Annotated in this window: 19 protein-coding genes and 2 tRNA genes; 7 read left to right on the plus strand and 14 right to left on the minus strand. The window is 37.9% G+C overall.

The window, feature by feature from the left end:
* Positions 1–9: 9 nt before the first annotated feature.
* The 4 genes from BVC88_RS13890 (at position 10) to BVC88_RS13905 (ending at position 4,866) form a co-directional block, all read left to right on the plus strand.
* On the plus strand, positions 10–705 hold the full coding sequence (locus BVC88_RS13890; RefSeq protein WP_075351305.1) for a CoA transferase subunit A: 696 nt from the start codon (positions 10–12) through the stop codon (positions 703–705).
* Between the two features lie 7 nt (positions 706–712).
* Positions 713–1,372 (plus strand): 3-oxoacid CoA-transferase subunit B, encoded by a 660-nt coding sequence (locus BVC88_RS13895; RefSeq protein WP_075351434.1) that lies wholly within the window; start codon positions 713–715, stop codon positions 1,370–1,372.
* Between the two features lie 77 nt (positions 1,373–1,449).
* Positions 1,450–1,788: a gliding motility protein GldC gene (gene gldC, locus BVC88_RS13900; protein ID WP_075351306.1), complete on the plus strand. Its 339-nt coding sequence runs from the start codon at positions 1,450–1,452 to the stop codon at positions 1,786–1,788.
* Between the two features lie 312 nt (positions 1,789–2,100).
* Positions 2,101–4,866, plus strand: coding sequence for a TonB-dependent receptor (locus BVC88_RS13905; RefSeq protein ID WP_075351435.1), 2,766 nt, complete (start codon positions 2,101–2,103; stop codon positions 4,864–4,866).
* Positions 4,867–5,530: 664 nt separating this feature from the next.
* On the opposite strand, the gene BVC88_RS13910 is transcribed toward BVC88_RS13905, so the two are convergent.
* From BVC88_RS13910 to BVC88_RS13925, 4 genes are all read right to left on the minus strand, one after another.
* Positions 5,531–6,385 (minus strand): PIG-L deacetylase family protein, encoded by an 855-nt coding sequence (locus BVC88_RS13910; RefSeq protein ID WP_075351307.1) that lies wholly within the window; start codon positions 6,383–6,385, stop codon positions 5,531–5,533.
* 2 nt (positions 6,386–6,387) lie between these two features.
* Positions 6,388–9,789 carry a HEAT repeat domain-containing protein gene (locus BVC88_RS13915; RefSeq protein WP_075351308.1) on the minus strand — a complete coding sequence of 1,134 codons (3,402 nt, stop codon included), beginning with the start codon at positions 9,787–9,789 and terminating at the stop codon, positions 6,388–6,390.
* A gap of 173 nt (positions 9,790–9,962) precedes the next feature.
* A tRNA-Glu gene (locus tag BVC88_RS13920) sits at positions 9,963–10,034 on the minus strand.
* Between the two features lie 56 nt (positions 10,035–10,090).
* Positions 10,091–10,162 (minus strand) — tRNA-Glu (locus BVC88_RS13925).
* Between the two features lie 188 nt (positions 10,163–10,350).
* On the opposite strand from BVC88_RS13925, the gene gap reads away from it, so the two are divergent.
* Positions 10,351–11,361: a type I glyceraldehyde-3-phosphate dehydrogenase gene (gap, locus tag BVC88_RS13930; protein ID WP_075351436.1), complete on the plus strand. Its 1,011-nt coding sequence runs from the start codon at positions 10,351–10,353 to the stop codon at positions 11,359–11,361.
* Here gap and BVC88_RS13935 read toward each other — a convergent pair.
* From BVC88_RS13935 to BVC88_RS13950, 4 genes are all read right to left on the minus strand, one after another.
* Positions 11,358–12,419 carry a VOC family protein gene (locus tag BVC88_RS13935; protein ID WP_075351309.1) on the minus strand — a complete coding sequence of 354 codons (1,062 nt, stop codon included), beginning with the start codon at positions 12,417–12,419 and terminating at the stop codon, positions 11,358–11,360. The genes gap and BVC88_RS13935 overlap by 4 nt on opposite strands.
* A gap of 6 nt (positions 12,420–12,425) precedes the next feature.
* Positions 12,426–13,139: a TIGR04283 family arsenosugar biosynthesis glycosyltransferase gene (locus BVC88_RS13940; protein WP_075351310.1), complete on the minus strand. Its 714-nt coding sequence runs from the start codon at positions 13,137–13,139 to the stop codon at positions 12,426–12,428.
* Positions 13,136–13,759 (minus strand): DUF6134 family protein, encoded by a 624-nt coding sequence (locus BVC88_RS13945; RefSeq protein ID WP_075351311.1) that lies wholly within the window; start codon positions 13,757–13,759, stop codon positions 13,136–13,138. Before BVC88_RS13945 ends, BVC88_RS13940 begins: the two co-directional genes overlap by 4 nt.
* A 67-nt stretch (positions 13,760–13,826) precedes the next feature.
* A complete protein-coding gene (locus BVC88_RS13950; RefSeq protein ID WP_175574422.1) occupies positions 13,827–14,432 on the minus strand; it encodes a TIGR04282 family arsenosugar biosynthesis glycosyltransferase in 606 nt (201 codons plus the stop codon).
* 179 nt (positions 14,433–14,611) lie between these two features.
* Between BVC88_RS13950 and BVC88_RS13955 the strand changes: the two genes are divergently transcribed.
* Positions 14,612–15,247 carry a peroxiredoxin gene (locus BVC88_RS13955; RefSeq protein WP_075351313.1) on the plus strand — a complete coding sequence of 212 codons (636 nt, stop codon included), beginning with the start codon at positions 14,612–14,614 and terminating at the stop codon, positions 15,245–15,247.
* Between the two features lie 43 nt (positions 15,248–15,290).
* On the opposite strand, the gene BVC88_RS13960 is transcribed toward BVC88_RS13955, so the two are convergent.
* Positions 15,291–15,950, minus strand: coding sequence for a beta/alpha barrel domain-containing protein (locus tag BVC88_RS13960; RefSeq protein ID WP_075351314.1), 660 nt, complete (start codon positions 15,948–15,950; stop codon positions 15,291–15,293).
* The gene (locus BVC88_RS13965) at positions 15,950–16,942 is read right to left on the minus strand and encodes a sugar kinase (RefSeq protein WP_317044977.1); all 993 of its coding nucleotides are present in this window, start codon (positions 16,940–16,942) and stop codon (positions 15,950–15,952) included. The genes BVC88_RS13960 and BVC88_RS13965 overlap by 1 nt, the downstream gene beginning before the upstream one ends.
* Before the next feature lie 55 nt (positions 16,943–16,997).
* Between BVC88_RS13965 and BVC88_RS13970 the strand changes: the two genes are divergently transcribed.
* Positions 16,998–18,641 carry a UxaA family hydrolase gene (locus tag BVC88_RS13970; RefSeq protein ID WP_075351316.1) on the plus strand — a complete coding sequence of 548 codons (1,644 nt, stop codon included), beginning with the start codon at positions 16,998–17,000 and terminating at the stop codon, positions 18,639–18,641.
* Between the two features lie 50 nt (positions 18,642–18,691).
* Here BVC88_RS13970 and BVC88_RS13975 read toward each other — a convergent pair whose 3' ends face one another.
* The 4 genes from BVC88_RS13975 to BVC88_RS13990 form a co-directional block, all read right to left on the minus strand.
* On the minus strand, positions 18,692–19,342 hold the full coding sequence (locus BVC88_RS13975; protein ID WP_075351317.1) for a hypothetical protein: 651 nt from the start codon (positions 19,340–19,342) through the stop codon (positions 18,692–18,694).
* 125 nt (positions 19,343–19,467) lie between these two features.
* Positions 19,468–19,752 carry a DUF1330 domain-containing protein gene (locus BVC88_RS13980; RefSeq protein ID WP_075351318.1) on the minus strand — a complete coding sequence of 95 codons (285 nt, stop codon included), beginning with the start codon at positions 19,750–19,752 and terminating at the stop codon, positions 19,468–19,470.
* Between the two features lie 3 nt (positions 19,753–19,755).
* A complete protein-coding gene (locus tag BVC88_RS13985; RefSeq protein ID WP_075351319.1) occupies positions 19,756–21,144 on the minus strand; it encodes a TolC family protein in 1,389 nt (462 codons plus the stop codon).
* Positions 21,141–22,496: an HlyD family secretion protein gene (locus BVC88_RS13990; RefSeq protein WP_075351320.1), complete on the minus strand. Its 1,356-nt coding sequence runs from the start codon at positions 22,494–22,496 to the stop codon at positions 21,141–21,143. The genes BVC88_RS13985 and BVC88_RS13990 overlap by 4 nt, the downstream gene beginning before the upstream one ends.
* Between the last annotated feature and the right edge of the window lie 2 nt (positions 22,497–22,498).

The raw sequence follows: 22,498 nt of genomic DNA on the forward strand, positions 1-22,498 counted from the left end.
CCCAAATATATGATTGATAAAACTGTAAAAAATGCCCAAGTCGCAGTGGCTGATATTCCAAGTAATTGCATGCTTATGATGGGAGGTTTTGGCCTATCGGGTATACCCGAAAACTGTATTTCAGCATTGTTAGAGCGAGACATCAACGGACTGACAATTGTGTCAAATAACGCAGGTGTAGATGATTTTGGAATAGGACTATTGCTTAAAAAGCGGATGGTTAAGAAAATGATTTCAAGTTATGTAGGCGAAAATGCAGAGTTTGAAAGGCAATTGTTAAACGGTGAGCTAGAAGTAGATTTAATCCCACAGGGGACTTTGGCAGAACGTGTCAGAGCTGGTGGTGCAGGTATTCCTGCTTTCTTTACTCCTGCAGGTGTCGGGACGGAAGTAGCTGAAGGAAAAGAAACAAGGGTATTTGAGGGGAAAACATATTTGATGGAAAATTGGCTTAAAGCTGATTTTTCTATTGTAAAAGCCTGGAAAGGTGATACTGCTGGAAACCTGATTTATAAAGGAACAGCCAGAAATTTTAACCCAATTATGGCTACTGCGGGAAAAATCTGTATTGCAGAGGTAGAAGAACTTGTACCGGCCGGGGAGCTGGATCCCAATGAAATTCATACGCCTGGAATTTACGTTCAAAGGATATTCCAAGGGGTTAATTATGAAAAAAGAATCGAACAGCGAACCATTTCCAAATAAACCCACTATGCTAACTAAAGATCAAATCGCACAGCGAATCGCCAAAGAGGTAAAAAATGGGCAATACATCAATCTTGGAATTGGTATTCCCACTTTGGTGGCAAACTATATCCCGGAAGATTTGGACGTAGTGCTCCAATCTGAAAATGGACTTTTGGGAATTGGCCCCTTCCCAACTGAAGCTGAAGTAGATCCTGACTTAATAAATGCAGGTAAACAAACTATAACTTTGGCAAAAGGGTCAGCCCTTTTCAATTCTGCCGAGTCTTTTGCCATGATCAGAGGTGGTCATGTGCATCTTACGATTCTGGGAGCTATGGAAGTATCTGAAAATGGTGACATCGCAAACTGGAAAATCCCTGGAAAAATGGTGAAAGGAATGGGTGGCGCAATGGATCTGGTAGCTTCAGCGGACAATATTATAGTTGCGATGCAGCACTGTTCAAAAAGCGGTGAATCGAAATTGCTTCCAGCTTGCTCTTTACCAATCACAGGAATTCGATGTGTCAAAAAAATAGTCTCGGATTTGGCGGTATTGGAAGTCTTGCCTGAAGGCGGTTTCTTACTAAAAGAGCGGGCACCTGGAGTTTCAGTTGAGGAAATAAAGTCAAAAACAGCTGGTAAATTGATCATTGAGGGAGAAATTCCAGAGATGATTTTCGATTAAAATGAACTGAAAGAACATTCTTGGAGTTTGCTGAATAATTTTGAAATCAGAGTAAAAAGAGAGTTAACATAAATTGAATGAAAAAATCAGATATCCATTTTCAGGTAGAACTAGACGAAAATAGTTTACCAAAAGCCATTCGATGGGATGCTTCAGACAAAGAAGGCGAAGGTTTAGAGTCCACAAAAAGCATCAGTTTGAATGTTTGGGACAATTTGAATCATAGTACACTCAGAATTGACCTTTGGACTGAAGAAATGTCCGTGGCAGAGATGAAGCGATTTTATATTGATATTCTTGGAGGAATGGCCCAAACTATCTTGAACAGTACAGGTGATGAGTACATGTCAGAAGAGATGAAAGATCTTTGCGATCGTCTCGTAAGACATGTAAATGAAGAGAATAGTAAAAAATGATACTTTTGATTAAGATCAAAAAAACCTGATGACAATCAGGTTTTTTTTTTATGGTAAATTCTTCAGTAAAAAACATTCATTTTTCAATTTTATAAAAAAGTAGCAGATTCATTCTAGTATAACCAATTGCACGCCCTAAAAAATTGAAAATCAACAATAAACTACCTCAGTTTCCAAAATTAGATTATTTTTAGATTTTAGTTTTGTGATTAAAATTTGGGTTCAAATATTTTTTTATTCGCTAATTAGGCTAAATTTCGGACAATTACACCCAATCAATTATCAAATAAATCCCTAAATAAAAGTATGCCTATGAGCTACATTACTTCAAGAATGAAGGGTTCGGTATTCCTGTTCACCCTTCTAGTTTCCTTAATATCGGTACAAGCATTTGGACAAACCGTGGTAAAAGGAACAATTATCGATGCTGAGACAAAAGAAACCCTAGTGGGGGTAAATATCTTGGTAAAAGGAAAAGTGATAGGAACTATTACGGATTTATCCGGAAAATACACGCTAAGTGTAAATCAGGAGCCTCCTTTTACTTTGGTCTTTTCTATGGTAGGTTACAATACCAAGGAAGTAGAGATTACAAATGGAATGACTACCCTTGACATGGCTTTGACAGAAACCTCCATTTTAGGTCAAGAAGTGGTTGTGTCGGCTTCTAGAGTTGAGGAAGGAGTTTTGCAATCGCCTGTTTCCATTGAGAAAATGGATATTATTGCGATTCGAGATGCTCCTCAAGCGAGTTTCTATGACGCCTTGAATAATCTTAAGGGAGTAGAAATGAGTACGCAGTCGTTGACATTTAAGTCTTTCAACACGAGAGGTTTCAACGCCAATGGCAACGTAAGAACCGTTCAAATGATTGACGGAATGGATAACCAGGCTCCTGGTTTGAATTTCGCAGTAGGTAATATCGTAGGTATTTCTGAACTGGATCTTGAAAGTGTAGAATTACTTCCTGGTGCTTCTTCAGCTCTTTATGGTCCAAACGCTATCAATGGTATTCTATTGATGAATTCCAAAAACCCATTCCAATATCAGGGATTGTCAGCTAGCGTTAGAACAGGTATCATGGATGAATCAGGAAGAAGTACTCCTACGACTGGATTCTATGATTTCTCAGCTCGTTATGCAAAAGCTTTTAGCGATAAAGTTGCATTCAAAGTTAACGTACAATATTTAGAAGCTGATGATTGGCAAGCAAATGACTTTAGAGATCAGTCTCTTCTAAACGGTTCATCAATTGCAGGTGGTACAAGAGAAAATAATCCTGGATTCAATGGAGTGAATATTTACGGAGATGAAACTAGCGTAAATATGCAAAGTATTGCCCAAGGTTTAGTTAATGCAGGCTTCTTGCCTAGTGCTGCTCTTGGTATTATTCCAAATACATTTATTTCAAGAACTGGATATGCAGAAAGAGATCTTGCAGATTATGGTACGAAATCTTTGAAATTAAATGCTGCCATTCATTGGAGATTAAATGACAGAGTAGAAGCTATTCTTCAGGGTAATTACGGTTTTGGTACTACAGTTTATACAGGAGCTGACAGGTATTCGATTGCGAATTTCAAACTTGGACAGTACAAAGCAGAATTGAGAGGTTCAAACTGGTATGTAAGAGCTTATACTACTCAAGAGCGATCAGGTGATGCTTTTGCTGTTGGTATCGCCGCTCAGGGAATTAACGAAGCTTGGAAACCAAGCACAACCTGGTTTCCACAATATGTAGGAGCTTATGCAGGAGCAATTTTACAAGGTGCAGATCCCACAGCAGCTCATAGTTTTGCTAGAGGGATCGCGGACGATGGAAGATTAGAGCCTGGAACACCTCAGTTTAACCAAGCTTTGGCAGGTGTAACAAGTAGGCCAATTCCAGGAGATGCCAATGGTGTAGGAGCTCAGTTTGTAGATAAAACAAACTTGTATCACTTTGAAGGTTCTTACAACCTATCTGATCAAATTAAATTTGCAGAATTTATAGTAGGTGCTAATTATAGAATTTATCAACTGAATTCTGAAAAAACACTATTTGCAACAGATGAGAATGGGGATGAATTTACTATTGCTGAATATGGTGGATATGTTCAGGGTTCAAAGAAGCTTTTCAATGATAAATTCAAATTAACAGCTTCTGCTCGTTATGATAAGAATGAGAACTTTGCAGGTCAGTGGTCTCCAAGAGTATCTGGAGTGTTTACTCAAGGGAATCACAATATTAGAGCTTCTTATCAGACTGGATTTAGAATTCCAACTACTCAGGATCAGTACATTGATCTAGTAACTCCTCAAGCAAGATTAATTGGTGGTCTTCCTTTGTTTAGAGATAGATATAATTTGACAACTGGACCAGTTTTCACACTTCAAGACGCCCTTTCTGGGAACTTTACAAATCCATATCAATTCACCGAATTTAAGCCTGAGACAGTTAAATCTATAGAATTTGGATATAAGGCTCTATGGGGAAATAAATTTTTAGTAGATGCATATTATTACAATAATAGATTTGAGAATTTCATTGGTGGTCAAGTAATTGTTCAGCCAGCACCTACACAATCAAATCCCGCTGCTAGAAACGTTTATTCCCTTCCAACAAATAGAACTGAGACTATTAAGTCTTGGGGTTGGGCTTTAGGTTTGGATTATAAATTGCCAAAGAATTATACGATTGGAGGTAATGTTTCCTTCAATACTTTGACAAATTTGGAAGAATTAGCTGAAACTGGTTTCCAGCCAAGTTTCAATACTCCTGAATATAGATATGTATTGAATTTTGCAAACAGAGAAGTAGTCAAAAATCTAGGCTTTGCAGTGGCTTACAGATGGCAAGGCGAATTTGTTTGGCAGTCTTCTTTCGTAGGTCCTTCAGTGTCTACTCAGCAACTTTCAGTAATGCCGGCATTCGGTACATTTGACGCTCAAGTAAGCTATAAGCTAAAGAGCTTGAAGTCAATCTTAAAAGTTGGTGGATCTAACTTATTTAACGATGGCTATCGACAAGCTTGGGGTAACCCGACTGTTGGAACGATGTATTTCGTAAGCTTGACTTTTGACGAGTTCTTGAATTAATCTTCAAGCGTCACTTTAAAGTACCTAAAGCCATCTCAATTTGAGATGGCTTTTTCTTTTTTTGGTACTACCACAAACTTAATGGAGTCGGCCTAGAGGGTTTTGATTAGAAAACCTGAAAAACATTCTTTTGGACATTTTATGAATATCCTGCGTCAAATTCTTTTATAGAATGTCTCAACCGAAGGTTACTGCAATATATCATCCTTAAGGCGCGGGGGTGGACATGGAAGCGGGCCGGCGGTGGCATGTGGGGAGAAGCATTTCCATGTCTTGGACTTTTGCTTCTTTCGGGCCAAGCCAAAAGAAGGAAGAATAGCTTAGTAATGGATTGACCGTATCGTCATCATTTTAAGCGGAATGTTTTAGAGATTAAATCAAATTATACTCTTTGAAATCGCTGCGTTGAATAATATTATCTAGCCCTATAAAAAACATATTTCCACTAAATTAAGGGTAAATCTCTTTTTTTAAAGCCTTGGCAAGACGAAGTGTTAGCGATCAATTTAGAAAGAATCAAACCCAGCCTAGGAAAAATCGAATTACTGATACTAGAAATAAACTCAGGTTGAGTCAAATCAATTATGAGTAAAATCAATTAGAAATGATCGTTTTTTCGTGGATATACTTTCCGATGGAAGTTATCTCACCTAATGAGAATATCTTATTTCACTTCATGAAAATACTCTCGATCAAAAATCCTGGAATAAATCCAAGAAGGAATCTTATCGTGATAGGGCATCAAATCCTTTAAAACATCTTGTTGTGTTTCGTGGGATTTCATAACTGCCAAAACCCGGTCAAAATAAGGTTGGGTATAAACTGAAAAATCCGGTTTTGGTAATCCCTCTTCCCTATCTCTTGGATAGTTCCTTTGAAAACCGGAGGAAAGTTGAAGTGCCACCTCAATCTGTTTTGGGGAAAGAGTTATTTGGAAAAGTTTAACAGGAGAAAAATTTTCCTTTCCTCTTTTTTCCAAAAACACTTGTTCTAACGCTAGTCCACTTAATCGGTGATCGGGATGACCGTATAGTCCGACTTTACTATCATAAGAAACTAGTATATCCGGATTAATCTTCTCTATCCAGTCTAAAGCTATTTCCTTTAAACTGTCAAGCCCAATATTTTCTAAACCGCTATCAGGATAGTTTAAGAGGTTCAATTGAGTCACTCCAATTAATTCTGCGGATCGCTCCATTTCTAACGTGCGTAATTCAGCAAGTTCAGATTTTGTGTGTTCAGCGTTGGAATTTCCCGCTTCTCCTTTTGTCAAGGTGACTAAATAAACCTCATTTCCATTTTCCAAAAGATTCATAAGTGTCCCTGAAACTGCCACTTCATCATCTGGATGTGGGAAAAAAGCCAGAACCTTTTGAGGTTGTTCACTCATGAATAAGCTTTTCCGCTGGGGAATATCAGAATCATGAAGCTGGTTTTTACCGATCAGGATTAATCCAAAAGAAAGGGCGATCAGCATCAAAAATATGATGCCAATCACCCAAAAAAAGAATTTTTTCATTCTTATTCTCTAGTCAAAGTACTTAAGAAACTAACCAGGTCTCGAAGTTCTCTTTTAGTCAAAAGAGTACCCATCGGAGGCATACTTGACATGGCCATTTTTGATTCTTTGACATCTGACTTTTGGATTTTTCGTTCGGGTTCTGAGCCTATTTTTACTACAACAGATTGATCAGAGTCCTCCATTAGCATCCCACTTATTTTTTCGCCAGAATTGAGTTCTAAAGCAATTGTTCCATAACCAGGCGACAGACGCTTGCTAGGCTCGACAAGTGCAATCAAAAGTTCTTCTCTACTCAAGGTATTAGCGATGCCAGAAAGACTTGGTCCTGCATTTCCACCCATATCATCGTAGGCATGACATCGAATACACTGAGCGGTTTGATTTTCAAAAAATATCCCTCTTCCAAGCCTTACATTACCTTCGGCTAACGCTCCAGAGTATTTTTTCCACTCCTCTCCATTTGCCTTAGCGTTTAAAATTGTAGTGAACCTTTCCATTAATGAATTTGAAGCAGTGTTTTTGACTGCTTCTTCCAATTCAACCCATGTGCCATCAGGAAGTTTTCCACTTTCGAAGTTGCTTAAGATTAATTCCCATTCTTTCAATTCCCCACTTCCTTCTAAACCTCCTAAAGTCAATAAAGCAGTTTGTTTTTCAGGGATAGTTCGCTTATTGATTATTTCATTCAATAAAGCCACCTTTTGGTCTTTAGGTAAGTCTGTCTCAGATAAATAAGAAAGCCCTGCCACTCGAACAGCCTGTTCTGAGTCTTTCATGGCCTGCGTAATAGCCTGTCCTAAGATCGGAGAATTCATGGCCTTAAGTGAATTCAGCGATTCCACCTTTACTATAGAAGAGGGATCATTTTTCAACTTGGTAAATAGTGCTTGATCAGCATCCAAAACTTTGAGTTTACCAAGTGCTTTTGCAGATTCAAGCCGAATACCTGGCTCTCTTGAGTTGAGCTGGGCAACTAGATCATTTTTTGAAATTTCGCGAATCAGCACAGGATCTCGAGTTACTTCTCCACGATATCTTCCATCTACCCGATCTACCAAAGATGGTTTAGACCAAGTTCCTACTGCAGCGATGGCTTCTTCCTGAAGTGTCAATGGCACATCATTTTTGTTTATAAACTGTAGCAAATCTGTCAAATTCTCTTCATTACCTATTCTTTGATTTGCGCTGATTATTCTTCTTACCAAGGGTTCATTTCTAAAAGTCGTCATAGCGACTAATTTGGCCAAATTTGGTAAAGCTTCAGGGACTGAAAAATCGTCATGAATCGCTCGTGCGGTTTCAGTGACAATGAATTCATCAGAATCGCTTAGAAAACGGGCTAATTCAGGAGATTCCAATCTCCTTAGCGCAATAACTGCCCCAAGTCTAACAGCCTTGGATGGATGGGAAAACAAGCTTGCAAGAGGCTCGACTTTCCCGATTCGGGCCAAGGCTAGTGTAGCTGCATGTCGGAGATAAGCATCCTCATCATTATTGGATTCAATTAAAGAAATTAAAGGTTGTATAGCTTTTGCGTCTTCCGTTCTACCCAAAGCCTCAGCTGCGAAAAATTGAACTCTTGGATTTGGATCAGTAAGATTCTTAATTAATTTTTCTGAGGCATTGTCATATCTGATATCTCCTAGCCACTTTGCAGCTTGAGCTTTGATTTCAGAATCTGAGTCTTCCAACAAAGGGACCAACGCATCAGCATGACTAATGTCATTCATTCTCGCTAATTGACTGATCCCTACGATTGCATGTATTCTTGCGAGTTGATTACTTTTATCGACAATGACTTCTTGAAAGATTTCCATTCCACCATTTCCTCTTTTGGCTAGTTCGAATTGAGCTTTTCTTCTGATTCTAAGATCAGGGTGATAAAGTTCTTTCTTTAGATTAGCAGAACTTAACTTTTTAAAGTCTGATTTTAACTTCTGTTCTGTCTCTGCTTGAATTTCTTTTAAATCACTATTCTCTTCCTCTAACTTCCAGATTCTCCCATAATTTTTTGTTCCCCATCCGTCAATCCAATCAGCCAAATACAATGCACCATCTGGTCCAAAATCTAATCCTGTTGGCAAAACACCAGATAGAATTCTTTCAGTTTTTGTCATTTCAAAACTTGCTCCTTTCTGTTGAAGTTGAAAAGCATGAATTCCTGATCGAGAAGGATTGCCTACAAACTCAACTACGAAAAAACTGTCTTTCCACTTAGAACCCAACGCAGTTCCTGGGTTATAAACCATACCAGTCGGTCCAGAGACATAGTTTTGAATGCAGGGTGTAATAAAAGCCGCTTGCCCCTCCCATCTTGGAAGAAAAAGTTTTTCATCCATCCATACCTTGTAAGGGTTATTGTCAGGGTCGAGGTATTTTCCAAATTGCCAATTAGTTCTCCAACCAGAGTCTGAACCATTGGTGAGGTAAACCAGGCGTTCTTTTTCACCCGGATGATCACCATCATTGTCAACAGAAATCAAATTGTTGTATGCATCAAAAACGAATTCATGGGTATTTCTAACACCCATCGCATAAATTTCAAAATCACTTCCATCCGGATTCGCCCGTGCTATAACTCCTCTATTAGGGTATTTCCATTCTTTTCCATCTGGACCTGTTCCATTAAAACCTATGTCCCCTATTCCCCAATAAACACGCCCATCCGGTCCCATTTCCAAACCTGACATTCCATGAGCTCCAAAACCAATATGGATTCCATAACCATGTGAAATCGATGTTTTTTCATCCATCAATCCATCCCCATTTTTATCTACTAATCGCCACATATCCGGACCAACTCCAACAAAAAGTGCGTCTTCTCCCATCATCACTGCCCCTGCTACATCTGTGACTTCATCATTAAAATCTTGTACGATTATTTGAGATTGGTCGGCATATCCATCACCATCGGTATCTTTCAAGGTATAGATTTCCTCTTTTTGAACTGTCATATCTCTCCAATCGTGAGATCCATCTCCATTTAAGTCGGCGAGCCAAGTATTTTCAGAGGATCTTTCAGGAGAAAGTTCACTTCGAAGGAAAGCACGTTTGTCCTCAATATTCTGGAGTGATATCGATCGAATCTCCCAATGCTGATGACCTCTAATGTCAAATTCCGAATCCTTTTGACGGTTTGTTCTTGAATAAATTAGATCTCCATTATCTAGAACCTGTATCGAAATTGGGTCATAGACAAGAGAATCCACACCCCATAGGGATAATTTTAATCCATCTTCCAGAACAGGCGTTACCTGAGCCTCAATGGCTTTGACTTGAATCTGAACTTCCTCTTTGGTCAAGCTTTTAATTCGCAGGTCTTCAGTGTTTTTTTGACAAGAAAAAGCAAAAGTAGCAATCAGAAAAAGCGAAGAATTTGATAGTGAAAAGATTTTGGGCATAGGTTTAATTGTTAAAATCAAACCTTAAGATAAATAAAATGATTACTATCTAATTGCCTTTGGTAAAAAGCTGGTATAAAAACAAAAATCCCGACCATAGATCGGGATTTTGTTCACTTTAACCACTAACAACCATAAAACAAAAATAAAGAAAACTCAAAATATGAGTTTAGTAGTCGGTACGGGAATCGAACCCGTGTTTTATCCGTGAAAGGGATACGTCCTAACCCCTAGACGAACCGACCATATTCTAAAAATTTCAAAAATTTACTATTAACACATTGATTATTAGTAAAATATGTAGTCGGTACGGGAATCGAACCCGTGTTTTATCCGTGAAAGGGATACGTCCTAACCCCTAGACGAACCGACCATTACTACCCTTGAAAACGTGCTTTTCTGAAAGGTTGTGCAAATATAGAGGGTTAAGATTATAATACCAATTAGGCTACCAAAATTTATTTGGTTTAACATTTAAAATGCTGAATTAAAGGAAGAAAATATTCTTTGAAGAGATTGAAGATGAATTATCTATTTTTGAGTTGTATTAGAAAAGAGCGAATGAAACCAACTAAAGAAATCCGAATTGCTATTAATGGATTTGGAAGAATAGGAAGATATACTGCCAAATTAATATTGGAAAATAAGGATTTAAAACTTGTGGCAATCAATGATTTAGCTGAGCCAAAAGCGATTGCACATTTATTGAAATATGATTCAATTCATGGGAAACTAGAGAAGAATATCGCCTTAAATTCGAATGAATTGACTTATAATGATCAATCAATCAAATTATTTGGTATTTCAGATCCGGAACTTCTTCCCTGGAGGGAATTGGATATTGATCTTGTGATTGAATGTACAGGTAGATTTACTGAGCGCTCCGGAGCAGAAAAACATTTAAGTGCTGGAGCAAAAAAAGTAATTATCTCCGCTCCTTCGTTAGATCCTACCATTAAGATGGTTGTCTTGGGTGTCAACGATAATATTCTATCGGGTAATGAAAAAATTGTTTCAAATGCTTCTTGTACTACAAATTGCCTTGCTCCTATGGTAGCTGTCTTGGATAAAAACTTTGGAGTAGTAAAAGGATTTGCATCTACTGTTCATTCCTATACTAACGATCAAAACCTTCATGATGCACCGCATCGTGATCTTAGAAGAGCACGAGCCGCAGCCTATTCAATCATTCCTACTACCACCAACGCAGGAAAAGCTTTAGATCTGGTATTGCCGGAATTATCGGGAAAAATCGAAGCATCAGCCATGCGAGTACCAGTTCCCGATGGATCTTTGACAGATTTGATCGTAGAGCTTGAACAGGAAGTAACTGATGAAATGATAAATGATGCATTCAGAAAAGCGAGCGAAGAAGATTTAAAGGGTTTTTTGGAAGTAGAAGATGAACCAATTGTTTCTATTGATATCATTGGAAATCCTCATTCTTGTATCATTGATGCTGCTTTAACCTCTACTAAAGGCAAAATGGTGAAATTGGTAGGTTGGTATGACAATGAAGCTGGCTACGCAAACCGTCTTGTCGATCTTGCTAAGAAAATAAGCAAAAGCTAATCCTTGACACGATTCAGAGTTAAAGCCTTTAAAACTAAATCAGGTAATGTCGATTGAGGGTTTCGGTTCCTAAGATTCAAATTCCAGCCTATCTTTTCAATAATGGGGATTTTGTAGGTTTCTACCATTTCTATCAAGGTTCCATCCGGATCTTCAATGTAAGCGAATCTTCCGGCAGCCTTTCCCATGTCAAATTCATTTTCGCTATCAACTGTAAATTCTACCCCAATCTCTTTGAGGTTTCGTTTTAATTCATGCATTCCATTGACATCAAAACACACATGGATAAATCCTAAATCCCCCCAATTTCGATCTTTAAATATCACATTCCTTGAAGGATAGTCAGTTTCGATTAATTCTATTTGCGTTTGACAAAGCAGCTTTCCAAATGCTCCTGTAGCTTTTTTAGATGCTTGTAGAATTACTCTTCGGAATTCAGTTTTTTCATTATCAACTTGGTTAAAATCCACCCAATTTTTCTTTTCATCTGCCAATATTTCAACCTGTTGGAAATGTTGTTGGTAGATTGGAAGCACTTTCTCAATTGAGCTTACTCCCATCACCACACCCAATACTCCTCCAGTAAGATCTTTATTCTTGAAACACCAAGAATCGTTTTCAATAATTTCAAAAATATTTCCGTCTGGATCTTTAATGAAAAAATGCTTCACACCCACTGGATTTGGCTCTGGTTTTCCAAGAATAGTAGCTCCAAATGTATTTAAGTGATCATATGTTTTGTAAATATCTTTACTTCGGATTTTCACTGCCAAAATTCCAAGATCAGTCCATTTTAATTTTTCTTTGGAGGCTAAAGGTGTTTTGGAGGTGTACTGCCAAATTTCAAAGCCTCCTCCCCCTTGCATATTCATCGCTAGAATCGCATGACGGCTTTCGACTTTATTTGATGTATACCGAGTCATTAATTTTGCTTCAGCGCTGTCTTGGAAGATCGGAACATCAAATTTGAATGCTTTTCTATACCAAGCCCAAGCTTCTTCAGCATTCGATACACCTATGCCTACTTGTTGAATTCCATTAATTTGAACCTGATTCATTTACTTTTATTGATTTAAATTCTTATTTAATCTACTAAAATATAAAGTTTTTATACTTTCTGGATGAACTCCCATTTTAAAAGCCATGATCGCTAGAAAGTTGGCCCATTGAACTGAAAGCCAACTATTGGTTTCATATTTTCTAGCAGAAACTAAAATGGACTTTTGGAGGACTTTGAATTTGGTGACTTTTCTGATTCGTTTGACAAGTTCAAAATCTTCCATTATTGTAAATCGCTCATCGTAGCCCCCAAGCTTATTAAACAAAGACTTAGAAATAAAAAGTGTTTGATCTCCACCACCTGCAAATACCCCATTGAACCGAGTGAACCAACTGTTGATCTTGAGCAATTTACTGGTAGAATCAAATTTATAACGATAACAGCCCGCTTCAATTCCCTCTGAAATTGCTTGAAGAATATCTTCCTCAAAACTCATCATCGGCCGACTATCTGCATGTATAAAATATAGGATATCCCCGTTTGCATGTTTTGCCCCGAGATTTAACTGTGCCGCACGAGATTTCAATGGGCTTAAAATTACCCTAGCATTACATCGCTTTGCGATATCAATTGAATCATCTAAACTTCCTCCATCGACCACTAAAACTTCTAAGACTTTGTGCCTTTTAGATTCAAGAAGTATTGGTAGGAGTTCCTCTAAATTATTTGCTTCATTCCAAACAGGAATAATTATCGATATGGTGTTTTCAGATCTCAATAAATTCGCTTTATCACATAGTTTTTGATGGGATTTTGAATCAGCGCATGGTCGAGTTCACCATTGATAAACACAAATTTATTCCGATTGCCGTTTATTTCTATTTGATATACTCCCTTCTCCTTTTTGGAAATTGGACTAGTCAATCCAAAAGTCTCAGAGATCATTGTTTGTTGAGGGCTTGGTTCCTGAAAATAAAATTTGACAATTGAAAATGGGACTAAATTCTGAATCGAGATTTTATTATCGAATTTGTAAGAATGCGAATCAACTGAATAAGATGTCCCATTCCACTTGATTTTGCTAAAAAATGAACCCCGATTTGAAATTGACTTTGAATCTGAACTGATCATTTTTCCATTTTTATAAATAGAATTGATAGTCAATTCTACATTGATCTTTCCAAAAAACCAGAAACTAACCAAACTTTCAAGGTTGTATTCGATTATTTCATTCCTTTTGATTTCCTCAACTTTCATGTCGCCGATCTGAAAACCAGCCAATTCTATTGCGTAGGATTTTGTTGTTGTTTGCGCAGTGACACTTCCGAAAATGATGATTCCGATTAAGATTAAAATGAGTCGGATTTCAAAAGTCCTTTTTGAAATAAATTTCATCATGTATAATAGGTATTAATTATTGATGTGGAATTGGATAGTTTCATTTCTGTTAGAAAAATGATGGTGTTCAATTTTTTGAATTAAGTTCAGGATTAAATCTGCCTTTTACTTTTTCCCAATCAGCTATGTTGTCTATGTCTGATAAAGTATCAATAATTCCTATCGAATAGTTTAACTCCTGGAGTTTTGTTAGGGTTTGATTTAACACTTGGTCAGTACTCCAATCAATCTCTTCGAATATTTCAGGAATCAACTTTTTTAATCCAAGCAAATAATACCCTCCATCATAGGCAGGACCTAAAACTGCATCGTTTTGATCTAATTTGCTGAATGCTTTTTGAATATGATTAGGCATTAGGTCAACGCAATCTGTCCCTATAATTATTACATGATTATAACCTTCTGAGAATACGGTCTCAAATGCATTTCGCATTCGTTCGCCAAGATCTTTTCCTTTTTGTAATCTTTCTTTAAAGAATCGTTGACTCGCAAATCCTTTTTCTGGGATAAAATCGGAATAAAATACAAAACGATCAGTTTCAATTTCTTTTGAAACTGAATGGGTGTGATTAATTAGTATTTTATAAATCTTTAGTGCATTTTCATCTCCAACTGATGTTGCCAATCTTGTTTTAACTCTTCCAAGAATTTCATTCTTTTGGAAAATAATCAATGCGGTTTTACTCATTTCTCATAATTATAGAATCGCTTTCAATTTTTTGTAAGTTAAATAAGGCGACAAATTCTTATAATTTCTCTCTTTTTATCCAAAAAATGAATTTAAACCGAACTGTATGATCGATGATCCGTACATTAGTCTATTAAATCTATAGACTTTAAATAAATAAATTCATGTCACTACGTTTAGGCGATACCGCACCAAATTTTCAAGCAGAAACCTCACAGGGAAAAATTGATTTTTATGAGTATTTAGGAGATGGTTGGGGGATTCTTTTTTCTCATCCTGCTGATTATACACCTGTTTGTACTACAGAGCTTGGAGCAGTCGCAAAGCTCAAGGAAGAATTTGCAAAACGAAATACCAAAGTAATCGCACTCAGTGTGGATGGGTTGGAAAGCCACAAAGGATGGATATCAGATATCAATGAGACACAAGGGACTGAGGTGAATTTTCCAATTATCGCAGATCAGGATCGTAAAGTATCTGAGCTCTACGATATGATACATCCTAATTCCAATGAAAACTTTACCGTCCGGTCAGTTTTCGTGATTGGAAATGATAAAAAAATTAAGCTTATGATTACCTATCCTGCAAGCACAGGTAGAAACTTTGATGAGCTATTACGGGTGATAGACTCTTTGCAGCTTACTGCAAACTATTCTGTAGCCACTCCTGCGAATTGGAAACAAGGGGAAGACGTAGTGGTATCTCCTTCAATCAAAACAGAAGATATACCAGCCAAATTTCCTAAAGGTCATAAAGTGATCAAACCTTATTTGAGAACGACTCCTCAACCAGATTTATAATTTAGCTATCAAACCTAATTTAAGGCTCCAAAAGGAGCCTTTTTTAGTTTTTTATCGCCTCAATTATTGCCAAGGCATCTGCTATTGTTTCTTTGATTTCAGTAAAGGCCCTTTTTGCGATTAATTCTTTTTTGAAAAGCTGAGAACCCATACCTACGCAAAGAACACCTGCATCAAACCAGGTTTTGATGCTTTCAGCTGTTGGTTCCACACCTCCTGTTGGGATGATTTCCACTTTTGGAAGAACCGCATGAACAGCCTTTACAAACTCTGGTGTCAAGACATTTGCAGGATAAATTTTCACTAATTCAGCACCTAGCTCTTGCGCAAAAAAGACCTCTGAAACAGTCCCACAACCCGGAATCCATGGCGTTTCAGTTTTTTGGCAATATTCACCAAGCTTTGGATTCATGACCGGTGCCACAATAAACTCAGTTCCCATATCCAAAAAAATCTCTGCTTCCCAAGTATGATAAATTGTTCCAATTCCTAAAGAAAGTCCGGGCATTTGATCGGCCATTTTTCGAAGAGCTGGAAAAATCGAGGGAGCTTCTTTACCTCGGTTCACCATTTCTATCACTCGGATTCCGCCTTCATAAGCAGCTTCCAATAGTTTAAGACAAATGGTTTCATTCGGATTAAAAAAAATTGGCATAATGCCAGCTTGATCCATTTTTTGGATAAATGGGGTTGGGTTTCTCATTATCTTTTGATTTTACCTATAGACTCTCCTATTACTAATTCATGAACCTCTGCCATGCTACAAAGCAAGACATCGCCTGGAACACTGTGCTTGATCGCTCCCGCAGCCACTGCAAAATCTATTGCATCCTGAGGAGCCAAATACAACAAGCCTTGAATCAGTCCCCCGGCAAACGCATCTCCAGTACCTACCCGATCTACGATATGGGTCAGGTCGTAGCTTTTAGAAGTAAACCACTCATCAGCACTGATCAAATCTCCAATCAGAGTATTGTGTGATGAGCTATGGGATGTTCGTTCTGTCTTAGAGATGTATTTCAGGTTTGGAAATTTATTGAACATATGACCCTTGGCATGTTCAAAGTCATCAAATTCAATATTCAAGCAAGCTGAGAAATCACGTTTTCCAGCGATCATTACTTGTGTAAGTTCCATCAAGTCAGGCATTACTTCATGAGGTTTTTTTCCAAATTGCCAGAGATTGCTTCTGTAGTTCAAATCACCGCTTGTTGGAATGCCTCTTTTTTTAGCCTCTTGCAGAGCCTTTAAAGTTAAAGTTGCAGACTCCTTAGATATCGCTGGACTTATTCCTGACCAATGAAACCAATCTGCATCAGCAAATACATTCTCCCAGTTTAGATCATTTCCATCAAAGTTTGCAAATACAGAATCAGCTCGGTCATAGATCACCTGTGAACTCCGCTGCATTGCTCCTTGCTCCAAAAAGTAAATACCCATTCTCCCAGGATAATATTTCACAAAATCCGTCTTAATCCCATTTCTTCGAAGCCTTGCAGCAGCGGCCCAGCCAATTTCATGATCTGGGAATGCCGTTAGGTGGTACGCATTGTTCCCCCAAAAAGCCAAAGCTGCACCCACATTGGCTTCAGAGCCTCCAAATTCCACATCATAAGAATTGGTTTGAAAAAATCGCTCATTTCCGGGAGGCGAAAGTCTAAGCATTACTTCACCAAGTGTTACAATTTTTTTCATCAGTCACTGTTTTTTTTCTAATTTGAAACCACTTACAACTACTCAAGCTTTTTTTATGCGAAATAAAACTTTGGTCCTCCATCCTCATGATAATGTCGGAGTTGCCTTGACAGATTTATCAATTGGAGAACTTATCAAAGATTCTGAAAATACAGTTAAGATTCAAGACGATATCTCTGCAAAGCATAAATATGCGCTGAAAAACTTTACAGCCGGCGATGACATCTTGATGTATGGAACTATTGTAGGAGAAGCTACACAATCGATACCAGCTGGAGGTGCCATTACTCTGGCTAATATTCGTCATAAAACCCGTAAGTATCGAACTTCCTCTCAAACCTATTCCTGGAATCCTCCCGATATCAATTCCTGGAAAAACAAGACTTTCCAAGGTTACTTAAGGGAAGATGGTCAAGTGGGAACAGCTAATTATTGGTTGGTGCTTCCATTGGTTTTTTGCGAGAATACAAATATTAAATTATTACAAGAGGCCTTCGAAAATGCTTTAGGCTTTGCCAAGGTCAATCCTTATGAGCGTCAAATTAGAAATCTTATTTCTGGCTTGGGTAATGAAGTGGTACAAAAAAGTACGGAAACGGTTACGAACGAAATAACTGAAAAAGACTTTAGAGTTTTTGAAAATCTAGATGGCATTCGATTTTTAACTCATAATGGAGGCTGTGGTGGCACTAGAAATGATGCTGAAACACTTTGTGCATTATTGGCAGGATACATACATCATCCCAATGTTGCAGGTGCCACAGTTTTGTCTCTTGGTTGCCAAAATGCGGAGGCAAAAATTTTGGAACGTAAACTTCAGGATCTTCAAAAGGGGAATCCAAAGCCTGTGATTATTTTTGATCAGCAGCAGGAAGGAACTACAGATGATTATATCACCAAAGTAATTGCCCAAACCTGGGAAGGTCTCAAGGTTGCAAATCAAAGTAAAAGATCTTCTCAGCCTATCAGTAAGCTTGTAATCGGTCTTGAGTGTGGTGGATCTGATGGTTTCTCCGGTATTTCAGCCAATCCAGCGCTTGGCAGAGTTTCTGATTTGGTGGTAAGTAACGGAGGAAGTGCTATACTTTCGGAATTTCCCGAACTCTGTGGAGCAGAACAGAATCTCATTGATCGCTGTAAGACACCGGAAATCGCTCAAAAATTCATTCGTTTGATGGAAGAATATGCCGCTGCTGCTGACCGAGTAGGATCTGGATTTGATATGAATCCAAGTCCTGGAAATATAAAAGATGGGCTACTTACTGACGCGATAAAATCCTGTGGTGCGGCAAAAAAAGGAGGAACTGCCCCTATTTCAGGAGTTTTGGATTATACCGAATATTTGTCCTCTCAAGGATTAAATCTATTGTGCACTCCAGGAAATGATGTGGAGAGTACTACAGGTCTTGCCGGTAGTGGAGCTAATATCATTCTCTTCACGACTGGTCTTGGTACCCCAACCGGAAACCCAATTTGTCCTGTGATTAAAGTTGCTACAAATCATAAGTTGACATCAAGAATGTCTGATATTATAGATTTTAATGCGGGAAGTATTATTTCAGGCGATCAGACGATCGAAGAATGCGGAGATGATTTACTTGAACTTGTACTAAAAGTAGCTAGTGGGGAAATAATTGTAAAAGCGGATCAAAAAAGGAATTTTGACTTTATTCCATGGAAACGGGGGGTATCTCTATAAAAAAATAGCGATCAATTATGATCGCTATTTTTTTATAAGTTTAAAATAAATTAATACGTTATTCTACCTTTTATAACACTTGAGCCTTTGCCACTTGAGGGACTGAAAAAGCCATTAACTTCTGCTGTTCCTGTTGCTCCTTTGAATTTACCTGTTCCACCTACAATCTCTACTTCAGCTACAAAGTCTGCTCTGCTTCCATCTGCACTAAAAGTAACTTGATTGCTAATACTCGAGAACCATACAGAATTTCCTTTTTTGTCTGTGGTTACTGAACTAACATTATCTGGAACATCAGTAATACCTAGCTCATTTAATTCCTCACCAAAAAACATGGTAACAGGAGCCGCGATTGTTTCTAATCCATTTGGACCAAATTGAGCAAATTGGTTTAGGAAAGTCAAGGCTTTACCCATGTGCGAAGAGTTCCCAACGCCTGAGCCTGGATAATAAGTCTGATCTGGACCTCCGGTAGAATTTTCACCAGGTACTGGAAAAAGAGAATTTTCAAATCGTTCGAAATAATTCCTTTCTGCTCTTTTTCTCAAATTTTCTTCTCCATTAGCAGGTGAATTAATAGATTCTATTTGCTTAGCATCTTCTTGAATTACAGGGGATTCTATTTCTGTAGCACAGGAATAAAGCACTAAGGATGCCGATAATACTAAGGCAGGTTTCAAGAGTAATCGTGTTTTTTTCATTTAAATAATTTTAAGGTTGATTGTTTTTTTTTAATAATGGTTTTTACGTTGGTATTTAAAACTAATCGACACGGAAAAATACATATCAATTAATTTGCTTTTCAAACCAATAAAAGTGCCAAATATTAAAATTCTAGAATAAAAAATTTTGCTTTTGCAGCTTTTTCACGAATCATCCGTGCTTTTTCATATTCCTTAGAATAGTACCAATTCATTGCAGAATCTTTATCCGGAAATTCTAGCATTACTAATCTATCGTGATTCCACTCCCCTTCCAGTACAAGTACTTCTGTACCCCGAACTAAAAATTTTCCTCCAAATGATTCCACCGTTGCCGGGGTTAGTTTTTTATACTCTTCGTATAAATCACGATCGTGGATATCTACCTGTACTAGGACAATTGCTCCCATAACTTATTCATCAAAACCTAAACCTGCTGCAAAGCGGCTTTTTGCAAAATTTATCCTCCGTTTAGACACTAAATCATTTAGAGTCAGTTTTGAACTAAAAAGGGAAACCTCACGAGCATTTATTAAAAATAAACTGCTTTCACCAATTTCAAATCTTCTTATTTCTCCTTGAAGTAAGGATTCTAAACTAGTGACATTCTGAGAAAAGGTGACTATCTGCGTATTTATAACTTCAAAACTATTGATCTCTGCTTCCAGTTTGGTTCGGAGTTCTACCTCTTTTAAGTCTCGAGAATTTTGTTTGAAATCAATTTTAGCATTTGCCAAACCAAGAGCTCCTCTACTTTTTCTCCAAAGTAGTGGCGTATATACTGAGACTCCCCACTTGTAATTGTTTTCAAAGAATGGAGAATTAAAATCCCCTAGATTCTCAGTCAAAAAGTTGTATTTAAGTTTTACTACAGGGAGGATTTGTTGGCCTTTTAACTTACGCTCTACGCCCAAACTCGCCAGTTCAAAATCCGCAATTTCCAATAATGGATGAGATGAAACCGCTACGCGGAGATCTTCTTTTTCTAAAATTGGAGCAAATTCATCATATAAGCCTTGAGGAATGACACCGCTCTCCAACAACATTGGATTACCATCTTCATCCCAAAGAAAGGTATTCAAAAGTTGAGATGCGCCAAAGAATGCATTTTCTGCAGATTGAAGGCTATATTGTCTATTGAGTAAAATTGCAAATGCCTCTACTGTATCGATTGCAGGCAAATCACCTTGTTGGTAGGCAATTTTGATTGCATCAAATCTAATCTTTGCAAGTTCAACACCTTCATTTAATACCTTAACATTTTCATGGGCTACTGCCCATTTCCAATAGGATTCTGAAGCATTAAAGTAGAGTTCATTGAGTAATTGCTCCCGTTGAGAAACGGTTGATTCCTGATAAATTTGCGCTTGTCGTAAAGCAGCTCTTCGCTCGTCCAAGATCAATCCTTGACCAAGGTTTACAGAAGCTCCAGCAGCAAATAATCCATCAATAGGTACAGAACCTTCAGGGTTAAGAAATTGTCCTGTATTCCTTTCAAAGGTACCATTTAACTCAATTCCAGCCCAAGTTGGAATACTGATTCCTGCCTCTTGCTTATCGTAATAGGTATTCTCCTTAAATTCTTTCTTATCCATTGTTCCATACAAAAGAGGGTCGAAACCTCCCCTAGCTTGTCGGACTTCCATATCTCCCATTCTCAGATTGATTTCTGCTTGGGCTGCGATTGGATGATAGGACCTAACCCAAGTCTGAAAAGAATCAAAATCAAGCGTATCCAGCGTCTGGGACCACCCAATAAGATAAACAAGAAAAAAGGTAAAGCTTAACGAAAACTTCTTCATTTTTTATTTTTGGCTAGGCCGTCTTTTTCTTCTTGTGTGTAATAATCTGCCGGGAATCCATTGAGCTGTCGCCATATTTCATACCAGACAGGAACATCATTCAACAATGCAATTCCATCAGCACCGGATCCCATTCGGAGTAAATCAGGCCATGGTTCTTCATCTGGATCTTCTGCAACGACCACACGATATTGGTTATTTGGTCCTGCAAATTGGTCAATAGCAACCACCTGTCCCCCAAAGGTACCATTAGAGAGCTGTGGCCATCCTGAAAAGACAATCGCAGGCCATCCATCAAAAATGAATCTCACCTTATTTCCGACTTTAATTAATGGCAAATCAACCGGCTGGACATACATTTCTACTGCAAGTTCGGCATTAGATGGAACGATATTTAAAATTTGGTCTCCCTCTTTAATCGTTTCTCCTATTCCTACTTGAATTGCCTGAGCCAAATAGCCATCCTGAGGAGCTAAAATATGCCTGAAACCTGTACGTGCTTCATAATTGGAGTATTGATTTTCAAGTTTTGTGGCTGTGGCTTCCGCATCGTATTGAGAAGACATTGCTGTATACATCTCGGATCTCGATTTGGCTAATTTGTCCCGGAAATCATTTTCGATTGCATCAAGATCAATCAAAGCAGTAATCTGGGAATTTTGACTACTTAAATAATCATTTTCTGCTGCAAGAAGCTTTGCTTGAACGTCTTGAAATTTCAGTCTTCTAGTTTCTAAATCAGTCAAAGATCTTAATCCTTCCTCATATAGTTTTTCTGCTCGCGCCAATTGTTCTACACCGATTTTAAAATTCACTTTAGCCTGCTCAAAATATATACTGTCCGACTGAACTTTTAGATTAGCCATATTCAGCTTGTTCTGAGCTTGCTTAAGTTTCAAAATATTATTTGCCTCGATTGCCTTGATTTGTGATTGAAGTTGCCCAACCTTCTCTTTATAAGAGTCTGCAGATAATAATTTCGCATCTACCTGAAGTTGAGTTCTTGGCAATAACATCGAATCAAAGTATTCATCTTTGATTTCGGAAATCTGCAAAATTGTATCTCCTTTTTGCACAAATGCACCTTCTCGAACATACCATTTCTCAATTCTACCAGCAATTACCGAATGGATGGTTTGAGGTCTCTGCTCTTGTTTCAAAGCAGTGACATACCCTTTGGACCTAATATTCTGAGTCCAAGGCAAAAAGAGCATGATAAACATCACTATCAAAATACCGGTAAGAATTCTTACTCTTCGCTTACTTTCCTTGATAGGCAAAGTCATTACCAAGCTTTTAGCTCCGCTAAAAGGAATTGACTCTTTTATTTTAACATTAGAAATATCTAACATAG

It is taken from the genome of Algoriphagus marinus (assembly GCF_001936475.1).
Taxonomy (GTDB): Bacteria; Bacteroidota; Bacteroidia; order Cytophagales; family Cyclobacteriaceae; genus Algoriphagus; species Algoriphagus marinus.

What these genes read in the sequence shown, in the direction of transcription:
- BVC88_RS13890 (WP_075351305.1), top strand. Translation starts at nt 10, where the DNA reads ATGATTGATAAAACTGTAAAAAATGCCCAAGTCGCAGTGGCTGATATT.
- BVC88_RS13895 (WP_075351434.1), top strand. Translation starts at nt 713, where the DNA reads ATGCTAACTAAAGATCAAATCGCACAGCGAATCGCCAAAGAGGTAAAA.
- gldC (WP_075351306.1), top strand. Translation starts at nt 1,450, where the DNA reads ATGAAAAAATCAGATATCCATTTTCAGGTAGAACTAGACGAAAATAGT.
- BVC88_RS13905 (WP_075351435.1), top strand. Translation starts at nt 2,101, where the DNA reads ATGAGCTACATTACTTCAAGAATGAAGGGTTCGGTATTCCTGTTCACC.
- BVC88_RS13910 (WP_075351307.1), bottom strand. Translation starts at nt 6,385, where the DNA reads ATGAAAAAATTCTTTTTTTGGGTGATTGGCATCATATTTTTGATGCTG.
- BVC88_RS13915 (WP_075351308.1), bottom strand. Translation starts at nt 9,789, where the DNA reads ATGCCCAAAATCTTTTCACTATCAAATTCTTCGCTTTTTCTGATTGCT.
- gap (WP_075351436.1), top strand. Translation starts at nt 10,351, where the DNA reads ATGAAACCAACTAAAGAAATCCGAATTGCTATTAATGGATTTGGAAGA.
- BVC88_RS13935 (WP_075351309.1), bottom strand. Translation starts at nt 12,419, where the DNA reads ATGAATCAGGTTCAAATTAATGGAATTCAACAAGTAGGCATAGGTGTA.
- BVC88_RS13945 (WP_075351311.1), bottom strand. Translation starts at nt 13,759, where the DNA reads ATGATGAAATTTATTTCAAAAAGGACTTTTGAAATCCGACTCATTTTA.
- BVC88_RS13955 (WP_075351313.1), top strand. Translation starts at nt 14,612, where the DNA reads ATGTCACTACGTTTAGGCGATACCGCACCAAATTTTCAAGCAGAAACC.
- BVC88_RS13960 (WP_075351314.1), bottom strand. Translation starts at nt 15,950, where the DNA reads ATGAGAAACCCAACCCCATTTATCCAAAAAATGGATCAAGCTGGCATT.
- BVC88_RS13965 (WP_317044977.1), bottom strand. Translation starts at nt 16,942, where the DNA reads ATGAAAAAAATTGTAACACTTGGTGAAGTAATGCTTAGACTTTCGCCT.
- BVC88_RS13970 (WP_075351316.1), top strand. Translation starts at nt 16,998, where the DNA reads ATGCGAAATAAAACTTTGGTCCTCCATCCTCATGATAATGTCGGAGTT.
- BVC88_RS13975 (WP_075351317.1), bottom strand. Translation starts at nt 19,342, where the DNA reads ATGAAAAAAACACGATTACTCTTGAAACCTGCCTTAGTATTATCGGCA.
- BVC88_RS13980 (WP_075351318.1), bottom strand. Translation starts at nt 19,752, where the DNA reads ATGGGAGCAATTGTCCTAGTACAGGTAGATATCCACGATCGTGATTTA.
- BVC88_RS13985 (WP_075351319.1), bottom strand. Translation starts at nt 21,144, where the DNA reads ATGAAGAAGTTTTCGTTAAGCTTTACCTTTTTTCTTGTTTATCTTATT.
- BVC88_RS13990 (WP_075351320.1), bottom strand. Translation starts at nt 22,496, where the DNA reads ATGTTAGATATTTCTAATGTTAAAATAAAAGAGTCAATTCCTTTTAGC.